Annotated in this window: 18 protein-coding genes; 7 read left to right on the plus strand and 11 right to left on the minus strand. The window is 72.4% G+C overall.

Annotated elements, in window-relative coordinates; all coding sequences use genetic code 11:
• Positions 1–83 precede the first annotated feature (83 nt).
• Both QF037_RS10810 and pssA read left to right on the plus strand, forming a co-directional pair.
• Positions 84–743, plus strand: coding sequence for a phosphatidylserine decarboxylase (locus tag QF037_RS10810; RefSeq protein ID WP_307024018.1), 660 nt, complete (start codon positions 84–86; stop codon positions 741–743).
• Between the two features lie 22 nt (positions 744–765).
• The gene (pssA, locus tag QF037_RS10815) at positions 766–1,584 is read left to right on the plus strand and encodes a CDP-diacylglycerol--serine O-phosphatidyltransferase (protein WP_046257944.1); all 819 of its coding nucleotides are present in this window, start codon (positions 766–768) and stop codon (positions 1,582–1,584) included.
• A gap of 70 nt (positions 1,585–1,654) precedes the next feature.
• Here pssA and QF037_RS10820 read toward each other — a convergent pair whose 3' ends face one another.
• From QF037_RS10820 to QF037_RS10840, 5 genes are all read right to left on the minus strand, one after another.
• A complete protein-coding gene (locus tag QF037_RS10820) occupies positions 1,655–2,926 on the minus strand; it encodes an ABC transporter substrate-binding protein (RefSeq protein WP_307037105.1) in 1,272 nt (423 codons plus the stop codon).
• Between the two features lie 86 nt (positions 2,927–3,012).
• Positions 3,013–4,086, minus strand: a complete 1,074-nt coding sequence (locus QF037_RS10825) for a branched-chain amino acid ABC transporter permease (RefSeq protein WP_307037107.1) — start codon at positions 4,084–4,086, stop codon at positions 3,013–3,015.
• A 40-nt stretch (positions 4,087–4,126) separates the two neighbouring features.
• Positions 4,127–5,017, minus strand: a complete 891-nt coding sequence (locus QF037_RS10830) for a branched-chain amino acid ABC transporter permease (RefSeq protein ID WP_307024020.1) — start codon at positions 5,015–5,017, stop codon at positions 4,127–4,129.
• Entirely contained in the window at positions 5,014–5,778 is a 765-nt protein-coding gene (locus tag QF037_RS10835; protein ID WP_307024022.1) for an ABC transporter ATP-binding protein, read from the minus strand. Before QF037_RS10835 ends, QF037_RS10830 begins: the two co-directional genes overlap by 4 nt.
• 4 nt (positions 5,779–5,782) lie before the next feature.
• A complete protein-coding gene (locus tag QF037_RS10840; protein WP_307024024.1) occupies positions 5,783–6,577 on the minus strand; it encodes an ABC transporter ATP-binding protein in 795 nt (264 codons plus the stop codon).
• Positions 6,578–6,758: 181 nt separating this feature from the next.
• On the opposite strand from QF037_RS10840, the gene QF037_RS10845 reads away from it, so the two are divergent.
• A complete protein-coding gene (locus QF037_RS10845; protein WP_307024026.1) occupies positions 6,759–7,955 on the plus strand; it encodes a PucR family transcriptional regulator in 1,197 nt (398 codons plus the stop codon).
• Here the strand turns inward: QF037_RS10845 and QF037_RS10850 are convergent, their stop codons facing one another.
• The gene (locus QF037_RS10850) at positions 7,956–9,074 is read right to left on the minus strand and encodes a glycerate kinase (RefSeq protein WP_307037109.1); all 1,119 of its coding nucleotides are present in this window, start codon (positions 9,072–9,074) and stop codon (positions 7,956–7,958) included.
• A gap of 305 nt (positions 9,075–9,379) precedes the next feature.
• Here QF037_RS10850 and QF037_RS10855 point away from each other — a divergent pair, with 305 nt between their 5' ends.
• The gene (locus tag QF037_RS10855; protein ID WP_307024028.1) at positions 9,380–10,450 is read left to right on the plus strand and encodes an ADP-ribosylglycohydrolase family protein; all 1,071 of its coding nucleotides are present in this window, start codon (positions 9,380–9,382) and stop codon (positions 10,448–10,450) included.
• Between the two features lie 106 nt (positions 10,451–10,556).
• Complete coding sequence (locus QF037_RS10860; protein ID WP_307024029.1) at positions 10,557–11,051, plus strand: NUDIX domain-containing protein; 495 nt, start codon at positions 10,557–10,559, stop codon at positions 11,049–11,051.
• 22 nt (positions 11,052–11,073) lie between these two features.
• Here the strand turns inward: QF037_RS10860 and QF037_RS10865 are convergent, their stop codons facing one another.
• Positions 11,074–12,219: an RNA polymerase sigma factor gene (locus tag QF037_RS10865; protein ID WP_307037111.1), complete on the minus strand. Its 1,146-nt coding sequence runs from the start codon at positions 12,217–12,219 to the stop codon at positions 11,074–11,076.
• A complete protein-coding gene (locus tag QF037_RS10870) occupies positions 12,219–12,632 on the minus strand; it encodes a YciI family protein (protein WP_307024031.1) in 414 nt (137 codons plus the stop codon). The genes QF037_RS10865 and QF037_RS10870 overlap by 1 nt, the downstream gene beginning before the upstream one ends.
• A gap of 186 nt (positions 12,633–12,818) precedes the next feature.
• Between QF037_RS10870 and QF037_RS10875 the strand changes: the two genes are divergently transcribed.
• A complete protein-coding gene (locus QF037_RS10875; RefSeq protein WP_307024033.1) occupies positions 12,819–13,565 on the plus strand; it encodes an SIR2 family NAD-dependent protein deacylase in 747 nt (248 codons plus the stop codon).
• A gap of 37 nt (positions 13,566–13,602) precedes the next feature.
• Here the strand turns inward: QF037_RS10875 and QF037_RS10880 are convergent, their stop codons facing one another.
• From QF037_RS10880 to QF037_RS10890, 3 genes are read right to left on the minus strand one after another with little or no spacing between them, the layout of a single operon-like run.
• A complete protein-coding gene (locus QF037_RS10880; protein WP_307024035.1) occupies positions 13,603–14,130 on the minus strand; it encodes a methylated-DNA--[protein]-cysteine S-methyltransferase in 528 nt (175 codons plus the stop codon).
• Positions 14,131–14,139: 9 nt separating this feature from the next.
• The gene (locus QF037_RS10885; protein ID WP_307024037.1) at positions 14,140–15,624 is read right to left on the minus strand and encodes a DNA-3-methyladenine glycosylase 2 family protein; all 1,485 of its coding nucleotides are present in this window, start codon (positions 15,622–15,624) and stop codon (positions 14,140–14,142) included.
• Positions 15,625–15,673: 49 nt separating this feature from the next.
• A complete protein-coding gene (locus QF037_RS10890; protein ID WP_307037114.1) occupies positions 15,674–17,752 on the minus strand; it encodes a heavy metal translocating P-type ATPase in 2,079 nt (692 codons plus the stop codon).
• Positions 17,753–17,809: 57 nt separating this feature from the next.
• On the opposite strand from QF037_RS10890, the gene QF037_RS10895 reads away from it, so the two are divergent.
• Positions 17,810–18,166 carry an ArsR/SmtB family transcription factor gene (locus tag QF037_RS10895; protein ID WP_307024039.1) on the plus strand — a complete coding sequence of 119 codons (357 nt, stop codon included), beginning with the start codon at positions 17,810–17,812 and terminating at the stop codon, positions 18,164–18,166.
• The last annotated feature ends 16 nt before the right edge of the window (positions 18,167–18,182 follow it).

An 18,182-nucleotide genomic window follows, 5' to 3' on the forward strand; every position in this document is an offset into this window, starting at 1 on the left:
AGTTGTGGCCCACGACCGGTACGATCCCGGGAAAGCCGCCGTCCCCCGTTACAGCGCGGCGCCATCCGCTACGAAGGTCATCCATGCCCCACAGCCAAACCTCTGCACCACGCGACAGCCAGGTCGGCGGCGTACGCCTCGCGCGCGGAGCCTCGCCGTGGCTTCTCCCGACGGTCGCCACCGCAGCCCTCAGCCTGGTGCGCGCGCGCAAGTCCGGCGCCGCCAAGGCCGTCGCCGTGCCCGCCACCGCGCTCGCGGCGGGCATGCTGTGGTTCTTCCGCGACCCCGAGCGCGAGATCGCCCAGGGCCGGGTCATCTCGCCCGCCGACGGTGTGGTGCAGAGCATCATGCCGTGGAAGGACGGGCGCACCCGCGTCGCGATCTTCATGAGCCCCCTCAACGTCCACGTCAACCGCGCGCCTCTCTCCGGCACCGTGACGTCGGTCGAGCACATCCCGGGTGGGTTCGTTCCGGCGTTCAACAAGGAGAGCGAGAACAACGAGCGCGTAGTCTGGCACTTCGACACCGAACTCGGTGACATCGAGATGATCCAGATCGCCGGCGCGGTGGCCCGCCGCATCGTTCCCTACGTTCCGCAGGGCACGAAGCTCGAGCAGGGCGACCGCATCGGTCTGATCCGCTTCGGCTCGCGCGTCGACATCTACCTGCCGGAGGGCGTGGACGTCGCGGTGGAGGTCGGTCAGAAGACCGTGGCTGGGGTGACTCGCATTGACCGTGATTGATCCTGAGACCCAAGCGGGCTGGGTGCCCGAGGCCGAAGAGGTCGAGGACGAGGAGGAGATGCCTCTTTCTCTCCGCCTCTCGATAGCGGACACCCTCACCCTCGGCAACGCCACGTGCGGCTTCATGGCGGTGTACTTCACCACCACCGGCATCCTGATCCCGCATCTCACGGACAGCCAGGAGTCCGGCATGGCCCGCAACAGCGCGGCCACCGCGGTCATCCTGATGCTCTGCGCGGCGGTCTTCGACCTGTTCGACGGCCTGGTGGCGCGCAAGCTGCGCTCCTCGCCGATGGGCGCGGAGCTGGACAACCTCTCCGACCTGGTCAGTTTCGGCCTCGCACCGGCGTACTTCGTCCTCGTCTACGGCATGGTCGCCGCCGACGCCTCCCAGCGGGTGGCGGCGGTGGGGGCGATCGTGGTGCTTTTGGCGGTGGTGCTCAGACTTGCGCGGTTCTCCTGTGTGACGGTGAAGGACGGCACCTTCCAGGGCATGCCGTCACCGTTCGGGGCACTGACCGTGGTCTCGATCGTGCTGCTCGAGCTGCCCTTCGAGGCGACGCTGATGGCGATCCTGGGGACGGCGTGGCTGATGGTCAGCCGGGTGGAGTACCCGAAGCCGCGGGGCATCCTCGCGGTGGCGATGCTCGGCTGGATCGTGTCGGCCATGGGCCTGCTGGCGGCCTGGGCGTTCGACGCACCGGGCGGACAGCTGCTCCTTCAGACGGGCTGTGCGCTCCAGCTGGTCATGGGCGCGGTGATCCCGCTGTTCGCCACGGCCCGCCGGGTGCACAACTTCCGTGACAACCGGCGCGAGGCACGAGCGACACAACTGCCGTAGGCGCCTGCTGGAAGACGTTCGAAAGGGCCCGAACCGGATATCCGGTTCGGGCCCTCTTCGCTGTGCGGTGTCAGGCTCCCGGTGTGTACGCCTCGGCCACCTCGGACGCCTCCGCCTCCCGTACGACCTTCATGCCGCCCGTCACGCCCTTGTCGGGCTGAAGGATCACGCTCTGCCGGGAGGACGCGGACTTGGGGTCGGTGAAGTCCTGGGCGATGCCGAAGCCGACGTCGAAGGAGTCGATGGCCAACAGGGCCTTGTCGACGCCCTCCCTGGTGAGGTCCTTGGTCTCGCAGGCCTTCTTCAGTGCCTCGCCGAAGGCCGACACGGCGGTCCAGCCGGCGACGATGCCGTTGTCGAGGGCGTCCTTCGGGTAGGCCGCCTGATAGTCGGCGACGAGCTTCTTCGCCTCCGGGGTGTCCGCGCCGATCGGGAGCGAGGGCGAGGCCACGTAGTAGTTCTTCATCAGGGCCGGTCCCGCCTGGGTGGCCAGGAGCTGGGGCGCGAAGGCCGAGTTGTTGCCGATGATCGGCACGTCGAAGCCACCGGCCGCCGCGACGCCGACGAGCGAAGCCGCCTGGCGCGGGCCCGCGCTGATGACGATCCCCTTGACGCCGGCCTGCTTGAGAGCCGCGACCTGGGCGGTCATGTCGTTGTCGGTGGGCTTGATCTTCTGCTCGACGACGGTCAGCCCCTTCTCCTTCGCGATGTGCTTCGAGCCGACCAGGGCGCTCTCGCCGTAGTCGCCCTCGAAGTACACATGGCCGATCTTGTCGCCCTTCCTGACGCCCTTCTCCTGGACCAGGAAGTCGACGGCGTTGATCGTCTCGATGTCGTACGTGGAGCCGATGACCCGGATGTACGGGCTGCCGAGCAGCGCCGACGACCACGCCTGCGGCAGCACGAGCCCCTTGTCCTGGCCGTCGACGCGCTGCTTGACCGCGGCGACGAACGGGGAGCCGATGAACTGCGCGAAGCCCAGCACCTTCGGCTCCAGCTCGGTGTAGCCGGAGACGGCCTTCTGCGGGTCGTAGCCGTGGTCGCGGACCGTCAGGCGGACCTTGTAGCCGCAGACACCGCCGTCGGCGTTCAGCTGCTTCACATACAGCTGCTGGGCCTGGGTGACGCTCTTGCCGAGGGTGGCGTAGACGCCGGTCATGTCGGTGAGGGCACCGAGGGTGATCGTCCTGCCGGAGATGCCGTCGCCGGTCTTCACCCCGCCCGCCGACTGTGTGTCACCGTCCCCATTTTCGGCGTTCTTGGCCTTTGAGCTGCATCCCGCCAGTACGAGCAGTGCGGCGAGCGCGCCCGCGGCGGCCCTAGGGCCTGTCCGGCGGATCATGCCGGCGTCGCGAGGCCTGGCCAAGAAGCGCCGTTTCTTGCAGCTGGCCTGATCCGCCGGACAGGCCCTGGCCGCGTACGTCCTGTTCATCGTTCCTCCCCTGAATGAGTGGTGACGCGACGCCGGGCGGCCATCCTGACCAGGCCGCCGGGCAGGAACAGCACCACCAGCACGACGGCGGCGCCGTAGAGATACCGGGATGCCTCGCCCGGTGCGATCCCGCCCGTGCCGGGGGCGGAGACCAGGGGCAGAGCATCGCTGTAGCGGGTCAGCAGCTGCGGTAGCAGGGAGACGAAGACCGCCCCCGCGACCGCGCCGGAGACCGAGCCGAGCCCGCCGATGACGATCATGGCGAGGTATTCGAGGGACAGCGTGATGCCGAAGTAGTCGGGCACGGTCCGCTGGAAGACCAGGGCGAGGAGCACACCCGCCAGCCCGGCGTACATCGACGACAGCACGAAGACGGCGGCCCGGTGCCGGGCCACGGGTACGCCGATCACTCCGGCGGCGATGCGGTGGTCGCGGATGGCGTTCATGGCCCGGCCCGGACGGCCGCGCAGGACGCCGCGGGCGAACAGCGCGCCGGCCAGGAGGACTGCCAGACCGGCGTACCAGAGTTTCTCCGCCGATCCGAACGGCACGGCGGCCACGAGGAGTTCACGGTCGTCGAAGGTGAGACCGAAGAGGTTCAGCGGCGGCACGTCACGACCGTTCGCCCCGCCGGTCAGATCGTGGGCGTTGAACATGACGTGCTGTCCGATGAAGACGAGCGCGAGCGTGGCGATGCCGAGGTAGGCGCCGCTGAGCCGCCCGGAGATGGGGCTGAACAGCCCGCCGGCCACCCCCGCGACCAGCACCGCCAGCACGGCCGCCAGCCATGTCGGCAGGCCGAGCCCGGTCAGGCCGTCGCCGCCGTCGGCCGCGAACACGCAGTAGGAGTAGGCGCCGACGGCGAGGAAGAAGGCATGGCCCATGGAGAGCTGCCCGGTGGCGCCGGTGAGGAGGTTGATGCCGATCGCGCCGATGGCCGCGGCCATGGTGAAGAGCCCGGCCTGGAGCCAGAAGCGGTCGAGGTAGAAGGGGAGGGCGAGGAGCAGGACCGCTCCGACGGCCCCGACGCAGAAGCGGGGGCTCGTGAGCCGGGCGGGGCGGCGGCGGATGCCGGACGGTGCTTCGCGGGCCTTGTCGCGGCCGAGAACCTCAGACACGGGCCAGCTCCTTCGTCCCGAACAGCCCGGCCGGGCGGATGAGCAGGATCACGACCATCACGAGGTACGGCGCCAGGTCTCCGAGCCCACGCCCGAGGAACGACAGGTCGCTCTGGTAGCCCGTCGCCAGCGACTCCGTGATGCCGACCAGCAGTCCGCCCACCAGCGCGCCCGTCGTGGAGTCCAGCCCGCCGAGGATCGCGGCAGGGAAGGCCTTGAGCGCGGCCAGCGAGGTGGCCCGTTCCAGTCCCGGCGTCGGAAAGACGGTGAGGAACAGTGCGGCCACCGCGGCGAGTCCCCCGGCCACCGCCCACGCTCCCAGCGACACCCGGCCCAGCCGTACGCCCATCAGGGCCGCCGTCTCCGCGCTCTCCGCGGCCGCCCGCATCGCCACGCCCCACGAGGTGTACCGGAAGACCAGCAGGAACGCGGTGATGAGCAGCGCCGCCGCCACGAACGCGGCGATCCGCGTGTGGGCGAGGGAGATCGGCCCGAGCTTGAGCACGGCGTCCCCCCACGGGTCCCCGAGCGGCAGCACGTCGGTGCCCATACGACGGGTCAGTTCGGTGGTGAGCAGGATGTCGACCCCGATGGTGACGATGGCGAGGACGCTGTGGTCGGAGCCCCGGTAGCGCCGCATCACCAGGAACTCCACCGCCGCGCCGACCACGGCCGCGCTCGCGATCCCGACGAGCAACGCGGGCCAGAAGCCGAGGTCGTCGTGGAGGGTCGCGGTGACATAGCCGCCCGCGAGCAGCAGCGAGGCGTGGGCGAAGTTGACGACCTCGGTGGCCCGGAAGATCACCACGAAGCCGAGCGCGATGAGCGCGTACACGGAGCCCAGCGAGACGCCGTTGAGGAGGATCTCGGCGAAGGTGCTCATGACGCCTCCCCCAGGTACGCCCGTACGACGGCCGGATCGTTCTGTACGTCGGCGGGGGCGCCGTCGGCGATCCGGCGCCCGAAGTCGAGTACGGTCACGGCGTCCGCGAGCCGCATCACCACCCCCATGTCGTGTTCCACCAGCACGATCGAGATACCGAGCCCGTCACGGACGCCCGCGATGACGGCGGCCGTCCGGCGCCGCTCATCGGCGGTCATCCCGGCGACGGGCTCGTCGAGAAGCAGCAGGCGCGGCTCCATGCAGAGCGCGCGGGCGAGTTCGGCGAGCTTCTGCTGCCCGTACGGCAGGGAGCCCGCCGGGCGGTCCAGACAGTCCGCGATGCCGACGAACTCGGCGATCTCGCGGACGCGTTCACGGTGCGCCCGTTCCTCTCGTGCGGCCGAGGGCAGCCGCAGTCCCGCCGCCAGGAAGCCGGTTCGGGTCAGCCGGTGCCTGCCGAGGAGCAGGCTGTCCTCGACCGAGGCGAGGGGCGGCAGGGCGAGGTTCTGGAAGATGCGGGCGACGCCGAGGCCGGCGATGCGGTGCGCGGGCATGCCGGTGAGCTCGTGGTCGCCGAAGCGGACGCTGCCCGCGGTGGCCCGGTAGACGCCGGACAGGACGTTGAAGCAGGTGGACTTTCCGGCGCCGTTGGGGCCGATGAGGGCGTGCACGGTGCCGGGGCGGACGGTGAAGCTGACGTCGTCGAGTGCGGTGAGGCCCGCGAACCGGACGGTCAGGTCGCGTACGGCGAGGGTGTCCATCGGCTCACCCCTTCCACGGGGTGAGTGTGCGTCCTACGACCTGGTCGGCGTCGGCCGCCGCGTCCTCGTAGACCACGCCGAGGTAGCGGCGGCGGACCTCGTCGGAGGCGGCCAGTTCGGCGGCCGGGCCGGACAGGGTCACCTCGCCGACCTCGAGGACGTACGCGCGCGTGGCGAGCCGCAGGGCGAGGGCGGCGTTCTGTTCGACGAGGAGGACCGACGTGCCCTGTTCGTTGATCTCGCGGACCGTGTCGGCGATCCGCTGGGCCATGAGCGGGGCGAGGCCCAGGGAGGGCTCGTCGAGGAGCAGGACCTTCGGGACGGCCATCAGGGCCCGGGCGACGGCGAGCATCTGCTGTTCGCCGCCGGAGAGCAGGCCCGCGCGCTGCTGTGCGCGCTCCGCGAGGACGGGGAAGAGTTCGTGGACGCGGGCGAGGGCTTTCGGCCGGCCCGCCCGGCAGCCGCCGAGGCTGCCGGCGCGCAGGTTGTCGGCGACCGTCATCCGGGAGAACACCTGCCTGCCTTCCGGCACATGGGACACCCCGGCCGCCACCACCCGGTCCGGCGCGAGCCCGTCCAGGCGGCGGTCGTCCAGACGTACCTCGCCCTCGGTGACCGTGCCGCCGTGGAAGGACAGCGTGCGGCTGATCGCCCGCAGCAGCGTCGACTTGCCCGCGCCGTTGGAGCCGAGCACCGTCACCACGCTCCCCTCGGGCACCTGAAGGGACACCCGGCGCAGGGCGCGTACGGGCCCGTATCCCACCGAAAGCTCCCGCACCACGAGTCCGGATCCGCCCATGAACTTCCCCTCTGCCCTCACTCCGTGTGGCGCTCACCCCAGCACCGGTGCGAGCGCGCGTCCACGGCCCGTGGCAATGTCGCGGCGGGTGCCCAGCGGCCCGGTGCCTGTGTTGTGCGCGCGCACAACACCGCGTGTCAGGGGCCTGTGCGGGGGCCCGCCCCGATGGCATCCTCCGGGCATGGGTGGGCGAAGGCTGCGGACCGGGCACGACTGGAAACTGCTCGCGGAGTCCTGCACGGCTCTGCTGGAACGGGTGCCCGAGCTCGTCGACGAGCACCTACGGCAACTGGCCGAGCACTCCCCCGTCTACGCGGGAGTGCTCGCGCCCGACCTCCAGTGGCGGGAGGCGGAGGAGGCGATCCGGATCGGCATCGAGACCCTTTCGGCGCCACGGGAGTCGCCCCGCCGCGACCTGGAGCACGCCGAGGACCTGGGCCGGCACCGGGCCCAGCAGGGGCTGCCGCTGGATCTGCTGGTGCACGCCTATCGCAACGCCGGCTATCTGGTGTGGGACGCGCTGGTGGAGGGCGCCGCGGGGCGGGAACCGGAGCGGCTGGCGGCGCTGATGCGGTCGGCGACGGTGGTGTGGTCGGCGGTGGACGCGCAGACCCAGACGGCGTCGGAGGCGTACCGGGCGACCGAGGCGGAGCTGCGCCGGCGTACCGACGAACAGTTGCAGGCGCTGCTCGACGCGCTGCTCGAGGGGCAGGCGACGCCGGGGCTGGCGGCGCGGGCGGCCGCGGGGCTCGATCTGCCGGAGCACGGCCCTTACGCGGTGGTGGTCCTGCGGGCGGTGCGGCGGGATGCGCACGGGCAGCCGTTGCGGGGAGCGGGGTTCCGGTTCATCTGGCGGATGCGCGCGGACTGCGAGATCGGGGTCGTCGCGCTGACCCCCGGCCAGGGGCTGGACGGAGTGGCCCAGGCGCTGGACGGGCGGTGCTCGGGGCCCGGCGGGATCAGTCCGGTGGTGCCGGGGCTGGCCGAACTGGGGCGGGCCCGGCGGCTCGCGGAACTGGCGCTGCGGACGTGTCCGCCGGACGCGAGCGAGGTCGTACGGCTGGATCAGCGGATGCCGACGGCGCTGGTGGTGAGCCAGCCGGAGCTGGCCGACCGGCTGGTGTCGGACGTGTTCGGCGAGCTGCTGGCGCTGGAGCCCGCCGACCGGGCCGTGCTCCTGGAGACCCTCGATGTGTGGCTGACGTGCGAGGGCTCCGCGGGGCGGGCCGCGGGACGGCTGTACTGCCATCGCAACACGGTCTTCAACCGGCTGCGACGACTGGAACAGCTGACGTCCCGGTCGCTGGCCCGGCCCCGGGATCTGATCGAGATGACGTTGGCGCTGGACGCGTACCGGCTCTCGGGTGCCCGGAGGTGATCAGGTCAGGAAGTCCCGGCCGATCTGCTCCGCCACCCGCTCCAGGATCGGCCCGGCGTCCGCGATGCACTTCGCCACGTCGGGCTCGATCTCGGTGAGCGGGTACGCCCGCCGGATGCCCGCCCGGCCGAGCGCCTGCGGGGGCAGGGCCAGGCGGCCGCAGACCGCGATGACCTCCTTGTTCGCGGCGCGGGCCGCGGCGGCGACGCCCGCGGGGGCCTTGCCGTGGAGGGTCTGCTCGTCGAGGGAGCCCTCGCCGGTGATGACCAGGGTGGCCCGCTCCAGCGCGGGGGCGAAGCCGAGGACGTCGAGCATGACCTCGATGCCGGGGCGGAACCGGGCGCCGACCAGCAGCGCGCCGTAGCCGATGCCGCCCGCGGCGCCCGCGCCCGGGGAGGCCGCGTGCTCGGCGGCCTTGGCGCCGATGGCGTTCTCCAGCACGCGCGCGTAGTGGGCGAGGGCCTCGTCGAGGGCCTCCACGTCGTCCGGGGAGGCGCCCTTCTGCGGGCCGTAGACCGCGGGCGCGCCCTTCGGGCCGGTCAGCGGGTTGTCGACGTCGCTGGCGAGGACCAGCTCGACGTCGGCGAGGCGCGGGTCCAGGCCCGACAGGTCGGCCGTGGCGAGGTCGGCGAGACCGCCGCCGCCCGGGGCGACCGGCTCGCCGTCCTTGTCGAGGAACCGGGCGCCGAGCGCGGTCAGCATGCCGGCGCCGCCGTCGGTGGTGGCGCTGCCTCCGACGCCGAAGACGATCGTGCGGGCGCCCGCGTCGAGCGCGGCCCGCAGCAGCTCGCCGGAGCCGTACGTGGAGGACGTGAGCGGCGCGAAGACGCCCTTGGGGAGGCGCTGGAGGCCGCTGGCCTCCGCCATCTCCACCACGGCCGTGTCGCCGCGCAGCGCGAAGGCTGCCGTGACCTCCTGGCCGAGGGGCCCGGCGGCCTTGATCTCGTGCCGCTCGAAGCCGGCCGCGACCGCCGCGTCCACGGTCCCGTCACCGCCGTCGGCCACGGGCAGCGCCTCGACCTCGGCGCCCGGCACGACCCGGCGCAGCCCGGCCGTCACCCGCTCCGCGACCTGCACGGCCGTCAGCGACCCCTTGAACTTGTCCGCGGCGATGAGCACCCTCTGGGCACCGTTGCCTGCAGCGTTCGCCACCTTGCATTCCCCTTGCTCTCCGGGCCTCACGCATGTCAGGCCAGTCGCGCCGCTGCGACCTTAACCGGAGGTGCGCCTCGCCGTCATGCCCCGCCCGGACCTTGAGAAGCCGCTACGACCCCGCTGTGCGGTGGCCCGGAATCGGGTGCTGCATTTTTCCGGGGGCGTAGACATCGGCGGCTGCCGCCGCGGGCCCCCGGACCCCCAGCAGAAAAACACGTCCCGCGTGACCGGTGTGGACATCGCTAGGCGAACCTGAGTAAACCGGTCCTATGACCCCTGTGGGTAGCGCACCAGAGCTCGCCGACCGCGTCCTCGGGGGCTGGCTGGGCCGGATCGCCGGCAACATGCTCGGCAAGCCGGTCGAGCAGGGCGACCTGTGGACGCGGGACCGGATCGACCACTATCTGCGGCAGGCCGCCGCCCTGCCGCTGACCGACTATCTGCCCGAGCCGCCCAGCGAGAGCGACGGTTTCGAGCTGCGCCCGGAGTGGCGCCAGTGCGTGCGCGGCCGGATCCACGGCAGCTGCCGTGACGACGACGTGGACTACGCCATCCTCGGCCTGGACCTGCTGGAGACGCACGGCTTCGCCTTCAGCACCGAGCAGGTCGGTGACCTGTGGCTGCTCAGGCTGCCGTATCTGCAGACGTTCACGGCGGAACGGGCCGCCTACCGCAACCTCGCCAACGGGCTGAAACCGCCGCTGACGGCGACGTACGACAACCCCTACCAGGAGTGGATCGGCGCCCTGATCCGCGCCGACATCTACGGCTGGACCTGCCCCGGCGTCCCGCGCCGCGCGGCCTCGCTGGCCCGCCGGGACGCGGTGCTGTCGCACACCGGCAACGGTGTGTACGGCGCGATGTGGGCGGCCGCGCTGGTCTCGGCGGCGTTCACCGCGCCGACCGTGCGCCACGCCCTGGACCAGGCGCTGACCGTGATCCCGGGGAGCAGCCGCCTTGCCCGGACCGTGCGCCGGGTGATCTCCCTCCACGACACCCGGATGACGTGGGAGGACACCCTCGGCACGGTGGCCGAGGAGACCTCCCGGATGGGCTGGATCCACACCGTCCCGAACGCCGCGGTGCTCACCGCCGGGCTCCTGTACGGCGACGGCGACTTCACCCGCACCGTCACGCTGACGGTCCGCGGCGGTCTGGACACCGACTCCAACGGGGCGACCGCCGGGTCGGTGGCCGGGGTGCTGAGCGGCGCCGAGGCGATTCCGGCGCAGTGGAAGGAGCCGCTGGAGGACACGGTGCGCAGCGCGGTGTTCGGGTTCGACGGGGTCCGGATCAGTGAACTGGCGGAGCGGACACTGCGGTTGGTGGAGGCCGAGTGACTTCGGCTGCGCGGCGCGCGGGAGGCGTGCGGCCGTGTCCCGCGGGCCTGCGGGAGCCCCTCGGCGCGCTCTTACCGCTCCGGGACGGCCTGGTTACCCTTCGTGGATGACCGCTGCTGACTTCGCCACGTACATCGCGGGCCTCCCCCGTGTCCTCGCCGGTGCCGCCGCCCTCTTCCGGGACGCGGCGGGCCGGGTGCTGCTCGTCGAGCCCAACTACCGTGACGGCTGGGCGCTTCCGGGCGGCACCGTCGAGTCCGACGACGGCGAGACCCCGCGCCAGGGTGCGCGCCGGGAGACCGCGGAGGAGATAGGCCTCGACCGGGAGCTCGGCCGGCTGCTCGCGGTGGACTGGGTGCAGGGGACGGCGCTGCGGCCGCCGCTGGTGGCGTACCTCTACGACGGCGGGGTGCTCGGCGAGGATGACTTCAAGGCGATCCGGCTGCAGGAGGAGGAGCTGCTGTCCTGGCGGCTCGTACCGCGCGAGGAGCTGGCCGAGTATCTGCCGGATGCCCTGGGCCGCCGGGTGCTGGCCGCGCTGGACGTGCTCGCGGGCGGCGCGGGGACGGCCGAGCTGGAGAACGGGCACCGGGCCGTCTGACTCCGCCCGGCAGCGCGGCCCGTCAGCGCCGCAGCCGGGTGTTGAGGCGGGCGGCCTGCCGGGTCAGGTGGTCGCGTTCGGCGAGGTCGGTGGCCTTGCGAGCGGCCTCGGCGTACAGCCGTGCCGCCGCCTTCAGGTCGCCGTCGCGCTCGTGGAGGTACGCCGCCACCGCGGTGTGGCGGGGCAGGGAGTCCTCCAGCGCCGCGAGCGCCGCGAGGCCCGCGCGCGGTCCGTCGGCCTCCCCGACGGCGACCGCGCGGTTGAGCCGGACGACGGGGCTGTCGGTCAGCCGGGCGAGTTCGTCGTACCACTCGACGATCTGTACCCAGTCGGTCTCCCCGGCGGTGGGCGCGTCCGCGTGGAGCGCCGCGATGGCGGCCTGGGCCTGGTACTCGCCCAGCCGGTCGCGGGCCAGGGCGGCCTGGAGGATCTCGACGCCCTCGGCGATCGCCCGGGTGTCCCAGCGGCCGCGGTCCTGCTCGGCGAGCGGCACCAGGCTGCCGTCGGGCGCGGTCCTGGCGGCACGGCGGGCGTGGTGGAGCAGCATGAGGGCGAGCAGCCCCGCCACCTCGGGGTGGTCGATGACGGCCGCGAGCCGGCGGGTGAGCCGGATGGCCTCGGCGGCGAGGTCGAGGTCGCCGGAGTAGCCCTCGTTGAAGACCAGGTAGAGGACGCGCAGCACGGTGGCGACGTCGCCGGGCCGGTCGAACCGGACGCCGGAGACGGTGCGCTTGGCGCGGCTGATGCGCTGCGCCATGGTCGCCTCGGGCACCAGGTACGCCTGGGCGATCTGCCGGGTGGTGAGGCCGCCGACCGCGCGCAGGGTGAGGGCGACCGCGGACGACGGTGTCAGCGAGGGGTGGGCGCACAGGAAGTACAGCTGGAGCGTGTCGTCCGCCGCGGGCGCGGGTCCGGGCGCCGGCTCGTCGTCGAGGCGGTCCTCCCGCCGGCGCCGGGCGGTGTCCGCGCGGGTGGCGTCGAGGAACTTGCGCCAGGCCACGGTGACCAGCCAGCCCTTCGCGTCCCGCGGCGGGTCGGCCGGCCAGCCGCGGACCGCCTCCACGAGCGCGTCCTGCACGGCGTCCTCGGCCGCCGCGAAGTCGGCTCCGCGGCGGACGAGGACGGTGAGCACGCTCGGCGTGAGGCTCCTCAGCAGGGCCTCGTCCATCAATGGCACTCCGCGATGGTGGGGGGTACGGACAGGAACGGGCGCAGTTCGAGCCACTCGTGGATCGGCTTCCCGCCCGCCCCGGGAGCGGCGGACAGTTCCCCGGCCAGTTCGACGGCGCGCTCGTAGGTGTCGACGTCGATCACCATCCAGCCGGCGATGAGGTCCTTGGTCTCGGCGAAGGGGCCGTCGGTGACCGGCGGGCGGCCCTCACCGTCGTAGCGGACCCACGCGCCCTCGGGGGCGAGCGCCTGCCCGTCGACGAACTCGCCGCTCTTCTCCAGCCGGTCCGCGAAGTCCCGCATGTACTGCACGTGCGCCGAGATCTCCTCCGGCGTCCACTGGTCCATGGGGACGTCGTTCACCGCGGCCGGGGCTCCCCGGTAGTGCTTCAGCAGCAGGTACTTGGCCATGGTGGTTCTCCTCGGTACTGGTGCGGCCCATTGTGGTCGCGTTCACCCCTGGGACGGAGCGGCTCACGGGTTCTCGACATCACCGTCCAAGATTTTTTCGGGGCCGGGTGCGGCCGTACGACGACGAGGCCGACGGCCCGCATAACCGCTCGCTCCCGACAACCCCGCCGATCTACCCTCGGCCCCATGGACAAGCCTCTCGTCGCCCTGCTCAGTGGCGCAGGTATCTCGACCGATTCCGGGATTCCGGACTATCGCGGTCCCAACGGGCTGTGGCGGCGGGATCCCGAGGCCGAGAAGCTCGTGACGTACGGGTACTACATGGACGATCCGGAGATCCGGCGCCGCTCGTGGCGGATGCGGCGCGAGAACCGGACGCTCCGGGCCGAGCCGAACGCCGCGCACATCGCCGTGGCCGAGCTGGAGCGGTCCGGCGTGCCGGTGCGGGTCATCACGCAGAACGTGGACGGGCTGCACCAGCTCGCCGGGATGCCGGCCCGCAAGGTGCTCGAACTGCACGGCTCCGCACGGAGTTTCGTGTGTACGAAGTGTCATGCGCGCGGGCCCATGGAGGACGCCCTCGCCCGGGTCGAGGCCGGCGAGGACGATCCGGCCTGCCGGGAGTGCGGCGGGATCCTCAAGTCGGCGACCGTGATGTTCGGTGAACGGCTCGACCCGGTGGTGCTCGGCGAGGCGGTCTCGATCACCAAGGCGTGCCAGGTGTTCATCGCCGTCGGCAGCACCCTCCAGGTCCAGCCCGCCGCCGGGCTCGCCGGTGTCGCCGCCGACCACGGGGCGCGGCTGATCATCGTCAACGCCGAGCCGACGCCGTACGACGATCGCGCCGACGAGGTGGTGCGGGAGCCGATCGGGACGGCACTGCCGAAGCTGCTGCGGCGGCTTCGGGAGGAGGGCTCTCCTCGTCCGATGTGACGCGGTGCCGTCCTGGGCGCGTGCCGGGCCGGCCGCCTCAGAACAGTGCCGCTCCCCGCTCGAGGTCCAGCAGCCGCTGCTTGCGTTCCAGGCCGCCGCCGTAGCCGGTCAGGCTGCCGTCGGCGCCGACGACGCGGTGGCAGGGGACGATGATGCCGATCGGGTTCTTGCCGTTGGCGAGGCCGACCGCGCGGGAGGCGCCGGGGTTGCCGAGGGCGTCGGCGAGCTCGCCGTAGGTGCGGGTCTCACCGTGGGGGATGCGGAGCAGCTGCTGCCAGACGCCGCGCTGGAACGGGGTTCCGTCCAGGTGGAGTTCGAGGGTGAACTCCTTCAACTCCCCGGCGAAGTAGGCCGCCAGCTGGTCGGCAGGCTCGCCGAAGGGGCGGTCGTCGTTCCCCCACGCTCGGCTTCGCTCGCGCGGGGGGACCCCCATGCCGAAGTTCTCCTGGGGCGGGCGGTGGCGCTGGCCGGTCATGTAGAGGCCGCTGAGGATGCCGTCCGTCGCGACCAGGGTCAGCGGGCCGTACGGGCTGTCGATCGTGGTGTGCTGTTTCGCTGAACTCACGGAACGTCCTTATACCGGGAGGAAATTGATCGGGTGACTGTCGGTCGCCCACAGGTACTGGACCGCATACGCCCGCCAGGGCCGCCAGGCCGCCGCCCGCGCGGTGAGCGCGGCCGGGGTCGAGGGAAGACCCAGCTCCTGGGCGGCCTTGCGGATGCCGAGGTCGGTGGGGAGGAAGGCGTCGGGGTCCCCGAGGGCGCGCATCGCGATGACGTCGACGGTCCAGGGACCGAAGCCGGGCAGGGCGAGGAGGCGGGCGCGGGTCTCCGCCCAGTCGCCCTCCACACCCAGGTTGAGCGATCCGTCGGCGAGTTGGGCGACGAGGGTGGTGAAGGTGGCCCGGCGGGTGCGGGGCATCGCCAGCGAGTCCGGGTCGAGGGCGGCGAGCGCCTGCGGGGACGGGAAGAGGTGGGTCAGGCTGCCCTCGGGGTCGTCCAGCGGCTCACCGTGCGCGGTCACCAGTCGGGCCGCGTGGGTACGGGCCGCCGCCGTGGACACCTGCTGTCCGAGGACCGCCCGTACGGCGAACTCCGCCTCGTCCACCGTCCGCGGCACCCGCCGCCCCGGAGCCTTGTCGACCAGCGGCGCCAGCACCGGGTCCGTGCGCAACTGGTCGTCGATCGCGACCGGATCGGCGTCCAGGTCGAGCATGCGCCGGCAGCGGCTGATGGCGACGGTCAGGTCGCGCAGGTCGCCGAGGGTGAGCCGGCAGGCGATGTGGTCGGGGTTCGGGATGAGCGTCACGATGCCGTGGCCGTACGGCAGTCGGAGCGTGCGCCGGTACGCGCCGTCCCGCCACTCCTCCACCCCCGGTACGGCGGTCGCCGCGAGGTGGCCGAAGAGGTTGTCGGGGTTGAGGGGGGCGCGGAACGGCAGACGCAGGGTGAGGACGCCCGGAGTGCTCGCAGTGGCGCCCTTCTTCGGCGCCCGGGTGCGCAGTTCGCTCGGCGAGAGGGCGAAGACCTCGCGCACGGTGTCGTTGAAGGTACGGATGGAGGAGAAGCCGGCGGCGAAGGCGATCTCCGCCATCGGCAGTGGGGTCGTCTCGATCAACAGCCTTGCTGTCTGGGCCCGTTGGGCCCTGGCGAGGGCGAGCGGGCCCGCCCCGAGCTCGGCGAGGAGCTGGCGTTCGATCTGCCGGGTGCTGTAGCCGAGCCGGGAGGCGAGTCCGGGCACGCCCTCGCGGTCGACGATGCCGTCGGCGATCAGCCGCATCGCCCGGGCGACCAGGTCCGCGCGCTGGTTCCACTCGGGGGAGCCGGGGCTGGTGTCCGGGCGGCAGCGCTTGCACGCCCGGAAGCCGGCCTGCTGACAGGCGGCCGCGCTCGGAAAGAACGTCATGTTCTCCGCCTTGGGCGGCACCACCGGGCAACTGGGCCGGCAGTAGATCCGGGTCGTCAGGACCGCCGTGAAGAACCACCCGTCGAACCGGGCGTCCTTGGACTGGACCGCGCGCACGCAGCGCTCGGTGTCGGTGTGCATGCCCTTCTGCATACGTTCAGCATGGTCCAGTCACCCGGCACGGGCTGGCGGGAATCCGACATCAACCTCGCGCTTCCTGCGCCGTTCCGGATCGCCACGCGGATTCGCGCAGCAGACGCAGCCCGTTCAGCCCGACCAGCACGGTCGAGCCCTCGTGACCTGCGACGCCGAGCGGCAGGGGGAGATGACCGACGAGGTCCCACACGACGAGCACGGTGATGCACGTCCCCGCGATGACGAGATTCTGCACCACGAGCCGACGGGCGGCCCGGGACAGCCGTACCACGGCGGGCACGGCCGTCAGCTCGTCGCGGACCACGACCGCGTCCGCCGTCTCCAGCGCCAGGTCGGACCCGGCACGCCCCATCGCGACCCCGGCGTGCGCGGCGGCGAGGGCGGGCGCGTCGTTGACCCCGTCGCCGACGAACAGGACCTTGCGGCCCGCATCCTGCATACCGCGTACGGCATTCACCTTGTCCTCGGGGAGGAGGTCCGCGCGGACGTCGGTCAGGCCGGTGGCCTCGGCGACGCGGGCCGCGGCGGACGCGTTGTCGCCGGTGAGGAGGACGGGGGTGGTGCCGGTCAGAGCGGTGAGGACGGCGGTCATGGAGGGGGCGGCCGGACGGAGGCGGTCGGTGAGGGCGAGGGTGCCCACGGGGGTTTCGTCGCGGGTGACGAGGACGACGGTTGCGCCGCCGGCGATGGTGGCGGTGAGGGCGGTTCCGGTGACCGGGGCGTGCATACGATCACCGAGATCGTGCATACCATCGCCGGCCGAGTGCATACAGTCGCCCGTCTTGCCCGGCTCCCCCGTCTTGCCCGGCTCCCCCGCCCCACCGACGTGAGCCTCCACCCGTCCGACCCTCACCACCCGCCCCTCGACCACAGCCGTGACCCCGCGCCCCGGTTCGGCCGCGAAGTCCTCCGCGTCGGCGATCCGCAGCCCCCTCCCCCGCGCGGCCCCCACGATCGCGCGTGCCAGCGGATGCTCACTGGGGTGTTCGGCCGCGGCGGCCAGCGCGAGCAGCCCGTCCGCGTCCAGCCCGGAATCCGGCAGCGGCCGTACGTCCGTCACCTCGGGCGCCCCCTCCGTCAGCGTCCCCGTCTTGTCGAGCGCGGCCACGTCGATCTCCCCCAGCCGCTCCATCGCCACGGCGGACTTGACCAGCACACCGTGCCGGCCGGCGTTGGCGATGGCCGACAGCAGGGGTGGCATCGTCGCGAGCACGACCGCACACGGCGAGGCGACGATCATGAAGGTCATCGCCCGCAGCAGCGCGTCCGTGAGGTCGGCGCCGAAGGCGAGCGGCACGGCGAACACGGCGAGCGTGGCGGCCACCACGGCCACCGCGTACCGCTGTTCGGCCTTCTCGATGAACAGCTGGGTCGGCGCCTTGGTGCGGGACGCCTCCTCGACCAGGGTGACGATGCGGGCGATGACCGAGTCGGCGGGGTCGCGTGCGACGCGGACGCGCAGGGCGCCGGTGCCGTTGAGGGTGCCGGCGAAGACCTCGTCGCCGGGGCGCTTGAGCACCGGCAGCGGTTCGCCGGTGATGGTCGCCTGGTCGGCCTCGCTCGTGCCGTCGAGCACCTGGCCGTCGGCGCCGATACGTTCGCCCGGGCGGATCAACAGGACGTCGCCGACGGCGAGTTCGGCGGTCGGGACCGTCTCCTCGGCGTCGGCGCCCGTGACGCGGGTCGCGGTGGTGGGTGCGAGGTCCAGCAGACCTCGTACCGAATCCGCGGTGCGGGCCGTGGCCAGGGCCTCCAGTGCGCCGGAGGTGGCGAAGATGACGATCAGCAGGGCGCCGTCCAGTACCTGTCCGATGGCTGCCGCGCCGAGGGCGGCGACGATCATCAGCAGATCGACGTCGAGGGTCTTCTCCCGCAGGGCCCGCAGCCCTTCCAGCGCGGGCTCCCAGCCGCCCGCCCCATAGGCGACCGCATACAGAAGCCCGTAGACCCACGACGGACCGCCGACGACGGTATCCAGCAGCAGGCCGGCCAGGAACGACACCGTCGCCCCCAGCGCCCACCGGGCCTCCGGCAGGGCGAGGACACGGGTGCGGCGGCGAGGGGCCGTCGAGGGGGTCGAAGGGGCACGGCTGGGGGCAAGGGTCGCTGACACCCGGCCCACCATACAGGAACACATGAAGACTCATTCATCTGTTCATGTACGGTGAGTAAGATACCCCGCATGGGTCATGGAGCCGTCACCACCACCGACGACGAGCGGGTTCGCCTCGATGCGGGCAATGTCGCGAAGGTCGCCACCACGCTCCAGGCCCTCTCGACCCCTTCCCGGCTGCTGATCCTCGCGCGGCTGCGTGAAGGCCCGTTGCCCGCGACGGAGTTGGCGGCCGCGGTGGGGATGGAGCAGTCGGCGTGTTCGCACCAGTTGCGGCTGCTGCGGAATCTCGGGCTCGTCGTCGGCGAGCGGAGCGGCCGGTCCGTCGTGTACGCGCTCCACGACCACCATGTCGCCGAGTTGCTCGATCAGGCCGTCTACCACGTGGAGCATCTGCGCCTTGGTCTCAGTGACGCCACCGAGTGAGGCGCCCGCGCGCCGG

Source organism: Streptomyces canus (assembly GCF_030815415.1).
GTDB lineage: Bacteria > Actinomycetota > Actinomycetes > Streptomycetales > Streptomycetaceae > Streptomyces > Streptomyces canus_F.

Excerpts from the sequence above, each read along its gene's own strand:
- QF037_RS10810 (WP_307024018.1), top strand. The coding sequence starts at position 84 with ATGCCCCACAGCCAAACCTCTGCACCACGCGACAGCCAGGTCGGCGGC.
- QF037_RS10820 (WP_307037105.1), bottom strand. The coding sequence starts at position 2,926 with ATGATCCGCCGGACAGGCCCTAGGGCCGCCGCGGGCGCGCTCGCCGCA.
- QF037_RS10830 (WP_307024020.1), bottom strand. The coding sequence starts at position 5,017 with ATGAGCACCTTCGCCGAGATCCTCCTCAACGGCGTCTCGCTGGGCTCC.
- QF037_RS10835 (WP_307024022.1), bottom strand. The coding sequence starts at position 5,778 with ATGGACACCCTCGCCGTACGCGACCTGACCGTCCGGTTCGCGGGCCTC.
- QF037_RS10840 (WP_307024024.1), bottom strand. The coding sequence starts at position 6,577 with ATGGGCGGATCCGGACTCGTGGTGCGGGAGCTTTCGGTGGGATACGGG.
- QF037_RS10845 (WP_307024026.1), top strand. The coding sequence starts at position 6,759 with ATGGGTGGGCGAAGGCTGCGGACCGGGCACGACTGGAAACTGCTCGCG.
- QF037_RS10855 (WP_307024028.1), top strand. The coding sequence starts at position 9,380 with ATGACCCCTGTGGGTAGCGCACCAGAGCTCGCCGACCGCGTCCTCGGG.
- QF037_RS10860 (WP_307024029.1), top strand. The coding sequence starts at position 10,557 with ATGACCGCTGCTGACTTCGCCACGTACATCGCGGGCCTCCCCCGTGTC.
- QF037_RS10865 (WP_307037111.1), bottom strand. The coding sequence starts at position 12,219 with ATGGACGAGGCCCTGCTGAGGAGCCTCACGCCGAGCGTGCTCACCGTC.
- QF037_RS10870 (WP_307024031.1), bottom strand. The coding sequence starts at position 12,632 with ATGGCCAAGTACCTGCTGCTGAAGCACTACCGGGGAGCCCCGGCCGCG.
- QF037_RS10875 (WP_307024033.1), top strand. The coding sequence starts at position 12,819 with ATGGACAAGCCTCTCGTCGCCCTGCTCAGTGGCGCAGGTATCTCGACC.
- QF037_RS10885 (WP_307024037.1), bottom strand. The coding sequence starts at position 15,624 with ATGCAGAAGGGCATGCACACCGACACCGAGCGCTGCGTGCGCGCGGTC.
- QF037_RS10890 (WP_307037114.1), bottom strand. The coding sequence starts at position 17,752 with ATGGTGGGCCGGGTGTCAGCGACCCTTGCCCCCAGCCGTGCCCCTTCG.
- QF037_RS10895 (WP_307024039.1), top strand. The coding sequence starts at position 17,810 with ATGGGTCATGGAGCCGTCACCACCACCGACGACGAGCGGGTTCGCCTC.